General features: G+C 64.4%; 15 protein-coding genes and 1 tRNA gene. 11 read left to right on the forward strand and 5 right to left on the reverse strand.

What is annotated here, in order from left to right; translation table 11 throughout:
* Positions 1 to 242: 242 nt before the first annotated feature.
* Complete coding sequence (locus VGR99_RS21880; RefSeq protein WP_326901254.1) at positions 243 to 1,487, reverse strand: serine protease; 1,245 nt, start codon at positions 1,485 to 1,487, stop codon at positions 243 to 245.
* Between the two features lie 190 nt (positions 1,488 to 1,677).
* On the opposite strand from VGR99_RS21880, the gene VGR99_RS21885 reads away from it, so the two are divergent.
* The 6 genes from VGR99_RS21885 to VGR99_RS21910 all read left to right on the forward strand — a co-directional run bounded on the left by VGR99_RS21885 (position 1,678) and on the right by VGR99_RS21910 (position 6,356).
* Entirely contained in the window at positions 1,678 to 2,295 is a 618-nt protein-coding gene (locus tag VGR99_RS21885) for a hypothetical protein (protein WP_326901255.1), read from the forward strand.
* On the forward strand, positions 2,282 to 2,656 hold the full coding sequence (locus VGR99_RS21890) for a winged helix-turn-helix domain-containing protein (RefSeq protein ID WP_027542101.1): 375 nt from the start codon (positions 2,282 to 2,284) through the stop codon (positions 2,654 to 2,656). Before VGR99_RS21885 ends, VGR99_RS21890 begins: the two co-directional genes overlap by 14 nt.
* A 29-nt stretch (positions 2,657 to 2,685) precedes the next feature.
* Positions 2,686 to 3,423, forward strand: coding sequence for a di-trans,poly-cis-decaprenylcistransferase (locus VGR99_RS21895; protein ID WP_326901256.1), 738 nt, complete (start codon positions 2,686 to 2,688; stop codon positions 3,421 to 3,423).
* Between the two features lie 133 nt (positions 3,424 to 3,556).
* Entirely contained in the window at positions 3,557 to 5,083 is a 1,527-nt protein-coding gene (gene bchE / locus VGR99_RS21900) for a magnesium-protoporphyrin IX monomethyl ester anaerobic oxidative cyclase (RefSeq protein ID WP_326901257.1), read from the forward strand.
* A 169-nt stretch (positions 5,084 to 5,252) separates the two neighbouring features.
* Positions 5,253 to 5,786: a GNAT family N-acetyltransferase gene (locus tag VGR99_RS21905; RefSeq protein WP_326901258.1), complete on the forward strand. Its 534-nt coding sequence runs from the start codon at positions 5,253 to 5,255 to the stop codon at positions 5,784 to 5,786.
* An 84-nt stretch (positions 5,787 to 5,870) separates the two neighbouring features.
* The gene (locus tag VGR99_RS21910) at positions 5,871 to 6,356 is read left to right on the forward strand and encodes a cyclic nucleotide-binding domain-containing protein (protein WP_326901259.1); all 486 of its coding nucleotides are present in this window, start codon (positions 5,871 to 5,873) and stop codon (positions 6,354 to 6,356) included.
* Here the strand turns inward: VGR99_RS21910 and VGR99_RS21915 are convergent.
* Positions 6,295 to 7,122 (reverse strand): metallophosphoesterase family protein, encoded by an 828-nt coding sequence (locus VGR99_RS21915; RefSeq protein ID WP_326901260.1) that lies wholly within the window; start codon positions 7,120 to 7,122, stop codon positions 6,295 to 6,297. The genes VGR99_RS21910 and VGR99_RS21915 overlap by 62 nt on opposite strands.
* 211 nt (positions 7,123 to 7,333) lie before the next feature.
* Between VGR99_RS21915 and VGR99_RS21920 the strand changes: the two genes are divergently transcribed.
* The 3 genes from VGR99_RS21920 to VGR99_RS21930 all read left to right on the forward strand — a co-directional run bounded on the left by VGR99_RS21920 (position 7,334) and on the right by VGR99_RS21930 (position 8,824).
* A complete protein-coding gene (locus tag VGR99_RS21920) occupies positions 7,334 to 8,023 on the forward strand; it encodes a DNA-3-methyladenine glycosylase I (RefSeq protein WP_326901261.1) in 690 nt (229 codons plus the stop codon).
* Positions 8,024 to 8,039: 16 nt separating this feature from the next.
* Positions 8,040 to 8,333, forward strand: coding sequence for a DUF1330 domain-containing protein (locus tag VGR99_RS21925; protein WP_211395198.1), 294 nt, complete (start codon positions 8,040 to 8,042; stop codon positions 8,331 to 8,333).
* 197 nt (positions 8,334 to 8,530) lie between these two features.
* On the forward strand, positions 8,531 to 8,824 hold the full coding sequence (locus tag VGR99_RS21930) for a hypothetical protein (RefSeq protein WP_326901262.1): 294 nt from the start codon (positions 8,531 to 8,533) through the stop codon (positions 8,822 to 8,824).
* Between the two features lie 85 nt (positions 8,825 to 8,909).
* Here the strand turns inward: VGR99_RS21930 and dinB are convergent, their stop codons facing one another.
* Entirely contained in the window at positions 8,910 to 10,010 is a 1,101-nt protein-coding gene (gene dinB / locus VGR99_RS21935; RefSeq protein ID WP_326901263.1) for a DNA polymerase IV, read from the reverse strand.
* 43 nt (positions 10,011 to 10,053) lie between these two features.
* Here dinB and VGR99_RS21940 point away from each other — a divergent pair, with 43 nt between their 5' ends.
* Entirely contained in the window at positions 10,054 to 10,497 is a 444-nt protein-coding gene (locus VGR99_RS21940; protein ID WP_326901264.1) for a TspO/MBR family protein, read from the forward strand.
* 94 nt (positions 10,498 to 10,591) lie between these two features.
* Positions 10,592 to 10,801: a hypothetical protein gene (locus VGR99_RS21945; protein WP_326901265.1), complete on the forward strand. Its 210-nt coding sequence runs from the start codon at positions 10,592 to 10,594 to the stop codon at positions 10,799 to 10,801.
* Positions 10,802 to 10,827: 26 nt separating this feature from the next.
* On the opposite strand, the gene VGR99_RS21950 is transcribed toward VGR99_RS21945, so the two are convergent.
* Positions 10,828 to 10,904 (reverse strand) — tRNA-Arg (locus tag VGR99_RS21950).
* A gap of 58 nt (positions 10,905 to 10,962) precedes the next feature.
* Positions 10,963 to 12,012 (reverse strand): diguanylate cyclase, encoded by a 1,050-nt coding sequence (locus tag VGR99_RS21955; protein ID WP_326901266.1) that lies wholly within the window; start codon positions 12,010 to 12,012, stop codon positions 10,963 to 10,965.

The following is a 12,012-nucleotide window of genomic DNA, read 5'->3' on the forward strand; positions in this document are numbered from 1 at the left end:
AGCCTCGACTCCGTTACACCATCAATGTGAGGGACGACCGCCAACCTTCCAGTCAAGCCGCGCGACGCGCGCCACCAAACAGCGCCGTAGCTAGCGCGGCTTCGCTGGAAGGCCCCGGGGGGGCCCGTTACCCCATCTACGAAGCAGATACCGCGGCGAAATCCGGCCGTCACCGTCACCCTGAGGTGGCCGCTTCGTCAGCGGCCTTCGAAGGATGACGGGTTTAGCAGTTGAACCTCACTCTACCGCTTCGCCTCGACCTGCTCCATGGCATTGCACGAGATCAGCATCGTGTAGGCGCGGGCGTTGCCGGCGATGTCGGTGGTCTTGAGCTCGCCTTTCGGTTCGGCGGTCTGGTAAGGCACCACGGAATTGTCGAGGAAGTCGCGCAGTGCGCCGGTCTTGATCGCGAAGTTGATATTTTCAGGGATGCTGCCGGTTGTTACGGCGAGTCGCAACCCATCGAGTTTTCTGGTGACGACCCCGACGACCTGACCAGTCGTATCGAACAGCGGGCCTCCGCTGTTGCCGGGCTGCACGGGCGCACTGATTTGCAGGAAGCGAGAATCGTTGCGTATGCCGCTGAGCGAGCTCACGATGCCTGTCGTCACGGTGAAGTCCGAGGTCAGCATCCCGTGATAGGGAAAGCCGATCGCGACGACGGAATCGCCGGAACGGATGGAGCGGTCACGGATCCGGACAAACTCCTTGAAGGTTGCGGTCGAAGGCGCCTGTAACAGGGCGAGATCATTGATTGCGTCGCTCGACACGACGCGCAACACCATCGCGGCTTCACCGGTGAGGTTGCCCTTGATGTCGCCCACGCAGCCATTGATCACGTGATTGTTGGTGACGATGTGTCCGCTGGCGCTCACGACAAAGCCGGTGCCGTTTTTGGTCTGGACAGCTTTGCTGCCGGCCGGCGGCGCCTGCTTGTCCGGCGCGGGCTGCGGCTTGGCGGCGATCTTGGTGAAGTCGCCGGCCTTGTCGAGCCCGTCGGCTTTCACCTTGGTCACGCAATTGGCCAACGCGGCGATCAGCGGCCCGGTCGAGGTCAGATCGAAATTCAGAACGGCGCGGCCGGCCGTCGCCACCATCAGGCTCGCCTTCTGGAACGCACGCACAGCATTGACCGGCATGACGGCCGTGAGCATGTTCGACTGGTACGCCGTGGCGTACAGCCTGGCTTGCTCCCGCCCGTCAAAGGTCACGTCGATTGCGGCGTTCTCGTCCTTGTTGAAGCGATAGCTGGGGCTCGCAAAGGCGAGCGACCATGTGCCGGCGGCATTCTGGCTCACGACGAGGATGACGCCGTTCGCATAAGGCGTGGTCGCCGCGCAATGCGAGAAGGCGCCCGTCTCGTCATTGCTGAAGGCCCCGCCGATCCAGTTGCCGACATTGACACTGCCGAACGGACCCTTCGCATGCGCTATTCCGGCGACACTGACCTGCAACAGAGCCGCGACGACAAATGACTTAAGCCACATACTTTCCCCCAGGAACGCTTTTGATCTCATCTTATCCATTGAGAGAGGTGCGACGCAACCGGCAGTTGTTCAGGCCGCTCCAATCCCCTTTGCGGTCACATCGGGCTTGCCTTTACTTTGCATTGCTATATACTTTGCAATACAAAGTAGGCTCGGACATTCCGGGTGGAGCGGGGTTTTGGCGTTGCCGATGCGCGATCTCGACAAGGCGCTGGCCGATATCGTGGCGATCCGCAGCCAGATCGCGGCCGGCACAGCGTTCCGCGGCTACGGCCCGGCGACCATGGCCGCAACCGGCGCGGTCGCGCTGCTCACCGCAATCCTGCAATTCTGGCTGCTCGGCGATCCGACCGGCGATCCGCTCGGCTTCTTCCTGGGTTGGCTCCTGGCCGCCGTACTCTCCGGCCTGATGATCGGCATCGAAATGCGGGCGCGGTCGCGCCGCCATCATTCCGGTCTTGCGGATGCCATGATCCACCAGGCGGTCGAGCAATTCCTCCCCGCAGGCGTCGCCGGTGTACTGCTCGCGGTCGTGATGTGGAAGTTCGCGAGCGAGACGCTGTGGCTGTTGCCGGGCCTGTGGCAGATCCTGGTGTCGCTCGGCATCTTCGCCTCGGTCCGTTCGCTGCCGCGTACCGTCGCGCTTGCGGGCGCCTGGTATTTCGTTTCCGGCTTCGCGGTCGTGCTGCTCGCGAGCCGGACCCACACGCTATCGCCATGGACCATGGGGCTGCCCTTCGTGATCGGGCAGTCGGTGATGGCGGCCATTCTTTATTTCGCGTCAGGAGATAATGATGTCGAAGACTGACAGCGCGCCGTTCTCATATGAAGGGCTCGACCGCGTCATCCACGAGAAGGCGAGGCTCGGGCTTCTGACTTCGCTGATGGCTCACCCGAAGGGGCTGGCCTTCGCCGATCTCAAGCAGCTCTGCGGCCTCACCGACGGCAATCTGAGCCGGCATCTCGCCGTGCTGCAGGAGGCCGGGCTGGTCGAAGTGACCAAGGGCTATGAGGGAAATCGCCCGCACACGACCTGCCGCCTCACCAAGGCCGGCCGCCGCCGCTTCCTCGATTATCTCGCCGTGCTCGAACGCCTGGTGCGCGACGCCGCCAAGGCCGCCGGCCGAGAGGCGCCGCCGCTCGGCCGCCTCGGTATCGTCTCGACCTGATCCTCCCCCTTTTGACCGGAGACTTTGCAATGCAAAGTGAAAAGACCTCCAGCGAGAAGCTTCACGTCGGCATCATCATGGACGGCAACGGCCGATGGGCGACGCGGCGCGGCCTGTCGCGTGTGCGCGGCCACGAGGCCGGCGTCGAGACCATCCGCCGCATCGTCGAAGCTGCGCCCAAGCAGGGCATCGGCACGCTGACGCTCTATGCCTTCTCGACCGACAATTGGCGCCGGCCCAAGGCCGAGGTCGGCGCGTTGATGACGCTGCTGCGCTTCTATCTCGCCAACGAGGTGCAGAGCCTCGTCAGGAACGGCGTGCGCCTCACCGTGATCGGCCGCCGCGATCGCCTGCCTGACGGCATCGCCAACGCGATTATGCGCGCCGAAGCGGCGACGGCCCATGGCAGCACGCTTCATTTGCGCATCGCGGTCGACTATTCCGCGCGCGATGCCATCCTCAACGCCGCGGCGAAGGCGGCTGCACTGACGAGCCTGACGCGCGAAGCCTTCTCGCAACTCGTCACCGGCGAAGCCGGCTTACGCGACGTCGATCTCATCATCCGCACCTCCGGCGAGAAGCGGTTGTCGGACTTCCTGCTCTGGGAAGGCGCCTATGCCGAGCTGCACTTCACCGAGCGGATGTGGCCGGAATTCGACGCGGGCGATCTCGCCGCGGCGCTCGCCTCTTTCCACGGCCGCGAGCGACGTTTCGGCGGCTTGCAGGCGATCATGCCGGAGGAGGTGCCGTCGCTTTCGCGAGTGTGAGAGTGAGGCGGAGACGAGCAAGGGTCTCCGCGGCAGACGTGCTTGATGCATCTTCAAGGTTCAGTCGGGGGATTGGGCTTCATCATCGAAGCGGGACGGACGATCACGCCAACCAAAGCGGGAGCGAAAGTCCATGCGTGTTCTTCTCGTCAACGTGCCTCATCCCTCGATCGGCAGCCGAATTCCTGACGATCATCTGCCGCCGCTCGGCCTGCTCGCGATCGGCGGTCCGCTGATCGACGATGGTCACATCGTGCGGCTGATCGATGCCGAGTTCGGCCCAATGCCGGTCGCGGCCATCCTCAGCGAAGCGAATCGTTTTGCACCGGACGCCGTCCTGTTCGGCCATTCCGGCTCGACCTCCGGACATCCCGTGATCGCGGAGATCGCGCAGGCGCTGGTGAAGGCAATGCCGCGCGTGCTGATCGTCTATGGCGGCGTCTTCCCGACCTATCACTGGCGCGAGGTTCTGCGCGACGAGCCCTATGTCAGCGCGATCGTGCGCGGCGAGGGCGAGGAGACCGCGCGGCGCCTGATGCGAGCGCTGGAATTTGGTCACGATCTCGGCGGCATCAGCGGTATCGCGTTTCGTGACGCCACCGGCCCGCGCGCGACGCCGCCGGCGCCTGTCATCGCCGACCTCGACGCCTATCGCATCGGCTGGGAGCTGATCGATCATGCACGCTATTCCTATTGGGGCGGCCTGCGCGCCGTTGTCGTGCAGTTCTCGCGTGGCTGTCCGCATCTGTGCAATTATTGCGGCCAGCGCGGCTTCTGGACGCGCTGGCGCCATCGCGATCCCGTTCGCTTCGCCGGGGAGCTGGCGCGCCTGCACCGCGAGCACGGCGTCAAGGTCATCAACTTCGCCGATGAGAATCCGACCGTGTCCAAGAAGGCATGGCGCGCCTTCCTCGAGGCGCTGATCGCCGAGAAAGTCGACCTCATCCTGGTCGGCTCGACCCGCGCCGACGACATCGTGCGCGATGCCGACATCCTGCATCTCTACAAGCAGGCGGGATGGCAGCGCTTCCTGCTCGGCCTCGAGAACACCGACGAGAAGACGCTCGAGCTGATCCGCAAGGGTGCCACGACAGCGACCGACCGCGAGGCTATTCGCCTGCTGCGGCAGCGCGGCATCCTGTCGATGGCGACCTGGGTGGTCGGGTTCGAGGAAGAAACCGATCGCGATCATTGGCGCGGACTGAAGCAGCTGCTCGCCTACGATCCCGATCAGGTGCAGTTGCTCTACGTGACGCCGCATCGCTGGACGCCCTACTTCCGGCTTGCGGCCGACCGCCGCGTGATCCAGCCCGATCGCCGCCGCTGGGACTACAAGCATCAGGTGCTCGCCACGCGCTACATGGCGCCGTGGCGCGTGCTGGTCTGGTTCAAGTTCACCGAGATGGTGCTGCAATGCCGCCCCAAGGCGATCTGGCGCGTGCTGTTTCAGCGCGATGCGGGCCTGCGTCACGCCATGCGCTGGTACACGCAGATGGGCCGCAGGGTCTGGCCGCACGAGATCCTGGAATTTGTTCGCGCACGCCGCCTGAAATGGGGGCCGACGGTTCGGGATTTCTGGGGCGCGCCGCAGGATGCCGAGGAGCAGTCGATGACGGCAACGCGGCCCGAGCGTCGCGTCGGCACGCGGGAGGCCGCATGAGCGCAGCACGAAACTCAAGGGGAGGTGTGCTCGCTCTCCGGTGTGTGACGTGCGGCACAGGGACACGCGCTGTTCGTTTTCAGCCGCATGATTGGCGGCGATGTCCAAGCCGCCGGCGGACGGTCTCGGTTAGGTGTGCGGTCCACGCAACCTGCCGAGAGCGTCGCGCATGTCAGAGCTGTTTCCGGAGGCTGTCGTCGAGCCGGTTGAACTGGCCGACGCAAGGGGCATGGTCTCTATCAGGACCGCCAGTGCATCCGATGTCGAGAACCTGTCGATCTATTTCACCGGCCTGTCCACGACATCGCGCAACAAGCGCTTCATGGGCGCGCGCACCGACCTCGCATTGGTCGCGGCCGAGTGTTTGGCGAAGACCGATCGCCCCGGTCATTTCACCCTGCTCGCCGAGTTCGGGCAGGAAGGGCAGCGTACCATCATCGCAGAGGCCTATTACACCTATGATGCGGCTGCGCGGCACGGCGAGTTTGCCATCTCGGTCGCGGATGCGTTCCAGCGCCTGGGCCTCGGCCTGCAGATGATGACGGCGATGGAGACGCGTGCAACCGGCCTTGGCCACGCGATGATCGCCGCCGAGACTGCGCGGACCAATGCCGAGATGCGCGGCCTGGCGAGGAAAGCCGGCTTCAGCGATACCGGGCTCGGCGACTGGCAGTCGGTCCACTTCGCAAAGCGCCTGGCGTGATAGCGCGCGGTGATTTGCCGCGTGGCACGGATCGTGCTCTAGTATCCCATCGATGGGGCACCCCATCGACGGGAGCTCTTGGCGATGCGCGCAGTCCTGGATTATTGCACCGGCGGAACCGAACGGCAGATCGCGGCCGGCACGAACCTCGTGACCGAAGGCGGTCCCTCCGGTCATCTTTATGTGCTGATGCAGGGCAAGCTCGAGGTGCTCAAGGGCGAGACGGTGGTCGCCACCGTCGCCGAGCCCGGCGCGGTGTTAGGTGAGATGTCCGTGCTGCTCGGCGTGCCCCACACCGCGACGGTGCGGGCCTGCTCCGACACGGTTGTCTACGAGTTCGAGGATGCCGCCGCGGTCCTCAAGCAGACGCCAGAGGTGGCGCTGCTGATCGCAAAAATGCTGGCGCAGCGGCTCAACGTCGCCAACACCTATCTTGCCGATCTCAAGCGGCAATATGCCGGCCACGGCACGCACCTCGCCATGGTCGGTGAGGTCTTGCAGAGCATGATCAACCTGCCGCCGCACGAGGTGTCGCCAGGCTCGGATCGGCAATCTGATCCAAGGATCTGAGCCAGTCCGGCGGCTCCTCGATATAGTTTGCGGGCCGTTTCAGCGGCGCGGCGAGGTCGATCCATTGCGCCTGGCCCGCGGCCAGCCAGAATGCCTGGTTCGCATCGAGATCAAGCACGATATGCGTCGGCGGCCGGCCCGGCTGCAGGCCGGCGTTGAACACCCAGGTCTGGCCCAGCCGGTCGAACCACGAACCGTCCGTGATGAAGGGCGACTGGTGCACATGGCCGGAGATCACCATCGACGGCTGATATTGCATGATCCACTGCACTAGCTCGACATCGCCGAAGAAGCGCTTGCCGCCCCAGCTCGTCGGCGAGTTCGCTGGCGGCGCATGGTGCGCCCAGATCCAGCGCTGCGGGCGATTGACTGCGGCATCGCGCAGCTGATCGACGATGCGCTGCTTGACCAGCGGCCCGTCCCACCACGGGCATATCGTGAACAACGTGTCCCCGAGGGTGATGTTGTCGCCGTCGCAGGCAACTCCTGTTGCCCGCACTTCCGAGATCCAGCGCGAAATCTTTTCGCCCTCCGCGCTGCGCTCGTCGAGATCGTGATTGCCGGAGCAGAGGATCACGCGCGTCTTCGCGGCGAGCAGCGCGAGGTACTTCTTCACCACCACGATCTGCGCGCGAAAATCAACCATCGAGCCGATGTCGAGCGCATCGCCTGCGAAGATCACGAGATCGAAATTGGGGGCCGCGCTGACCAGCCAGTCGAGCTGCGGCAGCGAGTAGTGCAGGTCGGCCACGACCAGGCAGCGCATGGAAAATCCGTCAGAGAAAGATTGAAAATGTCTGGGAATTCCAAAACGGCATGAAGCAAGAAGCAGACCAGCATGGTTGCCCCGTCTCGTCAATCCAATGATGACGAGCCTGCTGCGGCGCGTTGTCCGCCGGACCTGACCGCGGATTGTGGCAGGGCTGGACCGGGCGGCTGAATTCTGATGTCGTGAGTCGTCCCAACGCGGTGACCGCATGACCCCCTTCAAGACCATTCGTGCCCGCGCCGAAAAGCGCAAGGGCGGGCCCAAGGCGCTCGACAAGCTGATGCCCGACAAGCCCGACCTGAAGGGCCTCGCGAAACTCGGCGACGATCGCATCCTCGCCGAGATGACGAAGCGGGTGTTTTGCGCGGGCTTTGCCTGGAGCGTGATCGATTCGAAATGGGACGGTTTTGAAGCGGCGTTCCTGCGCTTCCAGCCGGCCAAGCTCAGCTTCCAGCCGGAAGACTATTGGGAAGGCCTGCTGCGTGACGCGCGGATCGTGCGCAACGGCGCCAAGATCATGTCGGTGCGCGACAACGCCGGCTTCGTGCAGGAGATCGCCAGGGAGCACGGCAGCTTCGGCAAGTTTCTGGCGAAATGGCCGCCGTCCAACGAAATCGGCCTGCTCGATCTCCTGACCAAGCGCGGCAGTCGGCTCGGCGGCAACACCGGCCAGATGCTGCTGCGCTTCGTCGGTTGGGATGGTTTCGTCACCTCCAGGGACGTGGTCGCCTGCCTGCGCGATGCCGGTCTCGACATCGCCGAAGAGGTCAAGTCGAAGGGCGATCTCGCCAAGGTGCAGGCCCAGTTCAACGCCTGGGCCGAGGAGACCGGTCTGCCCTACACATATCTGTCACGGATCTGCGCGCTCTCGGTCGGCGAGAACCGCAGCGAGCAATAAAAGCAGGAGAAGAAGAATGGCCAAAGCCTACTGGGTTGCCACCTATCGCGCGATCAAGAATCCCGACGCCATGGCGGCCTACGCAAAGCTGTCGCGTCCGGCCATCGAGGCCGCAGGCGGCCGCGTGCTCGCGCGTGGCATGCCGGCGGCCGCTTTCGAGCATGGCCAGATGGAACGCGTCGTCCTCATCGAGTTCGACAGCGTCGCAAGCGCCAAGGCGGCCTATGAAAGCCCGGCCTACAAGGCCGCCCACGATCTGCTCGGCGATGGCGCCGATCGCGACATCAGGATCGTCGAAGCTGCCGATTAGCGCAGGCGGATCGTGGACATCGTGTGGCGATCCCGCGCCGTGAGTGCGGCGGGTGAAACACGCGATCACGATATAAATTTCTCAGGAACATTTGTGCGCAGCACCCGTTCGGGAGTTGAGCCAGGCGACACAAGCGCAGGGAACGCTCGCCCCGGCTCATCTCAATGAAACCCCGACATGTCAGAACGGAGCAGCTCATGAAGCTCACGACCGAACAGGTGAAGCAGACCGTCAACCAGCTCGGCGCCAAGGTGCTGCCCGACGAGCATCCCGCCATGCCGCAGCTCAACAGCATGTTCGGCGAGCATACCTTCTTCGTCGACGAGATGGGCCTCAAGGTCCTCGAGCCAACCCCGTCGGTCGGGGTGGATCGCCAGAGCGGCGAGGTCGTCAGCCTCGCCGACTGGAGCGATGCCGATCTGACCCGCCTGATGGCGCACGAGCCCGAGCCGACCGGCGTGATCGTGGTGTTCGAGCATGTGAGACATTGAGGGGCGCATCGATTCGCAGCGGTGGCGGGTTTGAAACCCCGTCACCGATAGCTCTCCTCGGTGCGCGCCGCGGCTCAGGCCCCGTTCAAATGCCGAACGTCAGCTGCGGCTCCGCATCGTCTCCGATCTGCAGCGCGGACAGCGACACTCCCAAGAGCCTGACGCGCTTGGGCAGCGGCATCTCGACTTCGAGCAGGCCGCAGGCCAGTCGTTCCAATTCGTCCCGGCCTGCAACCGTCGCTGTGACGGACCTGCTGCGCGTGATGATCTCGAAGTCGGCGAACTTGATCTTGAGGGTGACGGTGCGGCCGCGGTTGCCGGTCGTCTCGCAATGGCGCCAGACCTTGTCGACGAGCGGCTTGAGCTCGGCGGCCAGCGCATCGAATGCGTCGAGATCGGTCGAGAACGTGGTCTCCGCACCGATGGATTTGCGGATCCGGTTGGCGCGGACCGGCCGTTCGTCGACGCCGCGCGATATCCAGTAGTAATACGCGCCGGACTTGCCGAAATTTGCGTTCATGAACTCCAGCGCCTGGTTGCGGATGTCCAGACCAGTGAACAGGCCGAGCGCGTTCATCTTCGCAGCCGTCGCCGGGCCGATCCCGTGGAACTTGCCGACGGGCAACGTCTCGACGAAGCCAGGTCCCATTTCCGGCGAGATCACGAACTGGCCGTTCGGCTTGCGATGATCGGAGGCGAGCTTTGCCAGAAACTTGTTGTAGGAGATGCCCGCCGAGGCGTTGAGGCCGGTCTCCGCCTTGATCTTCTCGCGGATCCGCAAGGCGACGTCGCGCGCCAGCGGAATGCCCTGCAGGTTCTCCGTCACATCGAGATAGGCTTCATCCAGCGACAGCGGCTCGATGATCGGTGTGTGCTCGGCGAAGATCTCGCGGATCTGCCTGGAGATCGCCTTGTAGGTTTCGAAGCGCGGCTTGACGAAGATCAGATCGGGACATTGTCGCTTCGCCGTCACCGACGGCATCGCGGAGCGAACGCCGAACTTGCGCGCCTCGTAGCTCGCGGCCGCGACGACGCCGCGTTCCGCGGAGCCTCCGACGGCGACCGGTTTTCCGCGCAGCTCGGGATTGTCGCGCTGTTCCACCGACGCATAGAAGGCATCCATGTCGATATGGATGATCTTGCGGACGGGCGAGGCCTCGCCCGTCGCCGTGTCGGATTCGCTCATGGAAAGATGATACAATCCTGTCAAGGGAAGTGCGAGGTGATGGATGGTTAGAGTGCTGGTCTTCGTCGTCGCCGTGGTCGGCATCGGCTGGCTGATCGGCGCGACTAATCTCCCTGGAGACTGGTATGCCGGCCTTGCCAAGCCGGGTTTCGTGCCGCCGAACTGGGCTTTTCCGGTGGCCTGGACCATCCTCTACATCATGATTGCGGTGGCGGGCGCGCGGACGTTTGCGCGTGAACCGTCGGGCAAGGCGATGCTGGTCTGGGCTACGCAACTGGCGCTCAACTTCGCCTGGTCTCCGGTGATGTTCACGCTGCACCAGATCGGAGCCGCGCTCGTCATCCTGATCGCCCTGTTCGTCGCGATCGTGACCTACATCGGTCTCGAGGCATCACGCGACAGGCTGGCCGCCGCGTTGTTCGTGCCTTACGCAGCCTGGGTCGCGTTTGCCGGCGTGCTCAATGCGGCCATCTGGCGTTTGAATTGAGGCGTTCAGTCTGGAGTTTATCAAAGAACGATCTCGGGCTTGTGAGTGGCAAGCCTAGGTATGCGATCCCATATCAGCGTGGGGAGAACAGTCTATGCAATACAGCTCCGAACTCATTCAGACCATGCGCCAGGCACTCGAGACCGTGATGGCGAGCGTGCCGGCCCATCAGTCGGTGTTCGGCCTGAAAGCGGCAGTCGCCGAATACATCCTCCACGCCGCCGCGCACGGCCAGACGTCCTACGACGGTCTGGTGTCATCCGCCTCCGACCAGATCCAGGCGATCATCTCGATGCTGACGTGAGTGGGGCTGTGCCAACGGCCGGGAAGTGGCGCACCCGACACGATTCGAACGTGTGACCTTTGCCTTCGGAGGGCAACGCTCTATCCAGCTGAGCTACGGGTGCAGTGAGGTTCATTTAGCCGATTGGCGGGAGGCGGGCAACCGCTTCTCGCCGGGAGTTTCTAGGCCGATTTGCGGGCCATGCGGCCAGGAACCGGCTCCCGGCCGAGGTCGGCGAACTCCGCCAGCACCCGTTCGGCGCAAATGACGCGGTTGCGGCCGAGCCGCTTTGCCGCATAGAGCGCTTCGTCGGCGGCGCCCAGCAGCCGGTCGGGATTGCCGTCGGCCTCAGTGGGGATATGGCTGGCGACGCCGACGCTGAGCGTGACGTGGTGGCCGGCGCCCTCGGCGCCATGGGCGACCCGCAAGGACATGACGGCGGTGCGGATCTCCTCGGCGACGGCGCAGGCGTCATCGCAGTTCATCTCCGGCAGGATCAGCGCGAATTCCTCGCCGCCATAGCGGCTGGCGAGGTCGAGCGGGCGCACGGCGTGGCGGCTGACGACGCCGGCGACCGCGCGCAGGCACTCGTCGCCGGTCTGGTGGCCGTGCCGGTCGTTGAACAGCTTGAAATGATCGACGTCGACGAACAGCAGCGCCATCGGCTTCTGCGTCCGCTGGGCGCGGGCCCATTCGGTCAGCAGCATCTGGTCGAAGGATCGGCGGTTCGACAGGCCCGTCAGCCCGTCCTTGGTGGCGAGCTCCTTCAGCGCCATCTCGGCGCGCTTCTGGTCGGTGAGATCGCGCAGCGTCTCGACCACGGCGATCAGATGGCCGGCCTCGTCGTGGATCGGGCCGGCGTCGATGGCGAGATAGAGCTGGTTGCCGAGCTTCGGCATCACGCACCAGTTCTCCGCGGAAAAGCCGAGACCGTTATGGCCGCGCGCGGCATATTCCGAATAATATTCCGGCAATTGCTCCGGGCGGTCGAGCGCGACAATATCCGCAAGGCACGGGCGTCTGGTCTCGTAGAAGGCCTGCCAGTGTTTTGTGGTTCCGATCACCTCGGAGGCCGCCACGCCGGTCAGGCGTTCGCACGCGCGATTCCAGATCACGACGCGGCGCCTGGGGTCGATCACGAAGGTCGGGACGACCAGATGCTGCATCAGCCGCACCGCATAGGAGTCTGCGACGTCGACCGTCCTGGCCGACGATTTCGTTGGCTTCGCCAT

The sequence above is a fragment of the Bradyrhizobium sp. genome (genome assembly GCF_035935975.1).
Classification (GTDB): Bacteria; Pseudomonadota; Alphaproteobacteria; order Rhizobiales; family Xanthobacteraceae; genus Bradyrhizobium.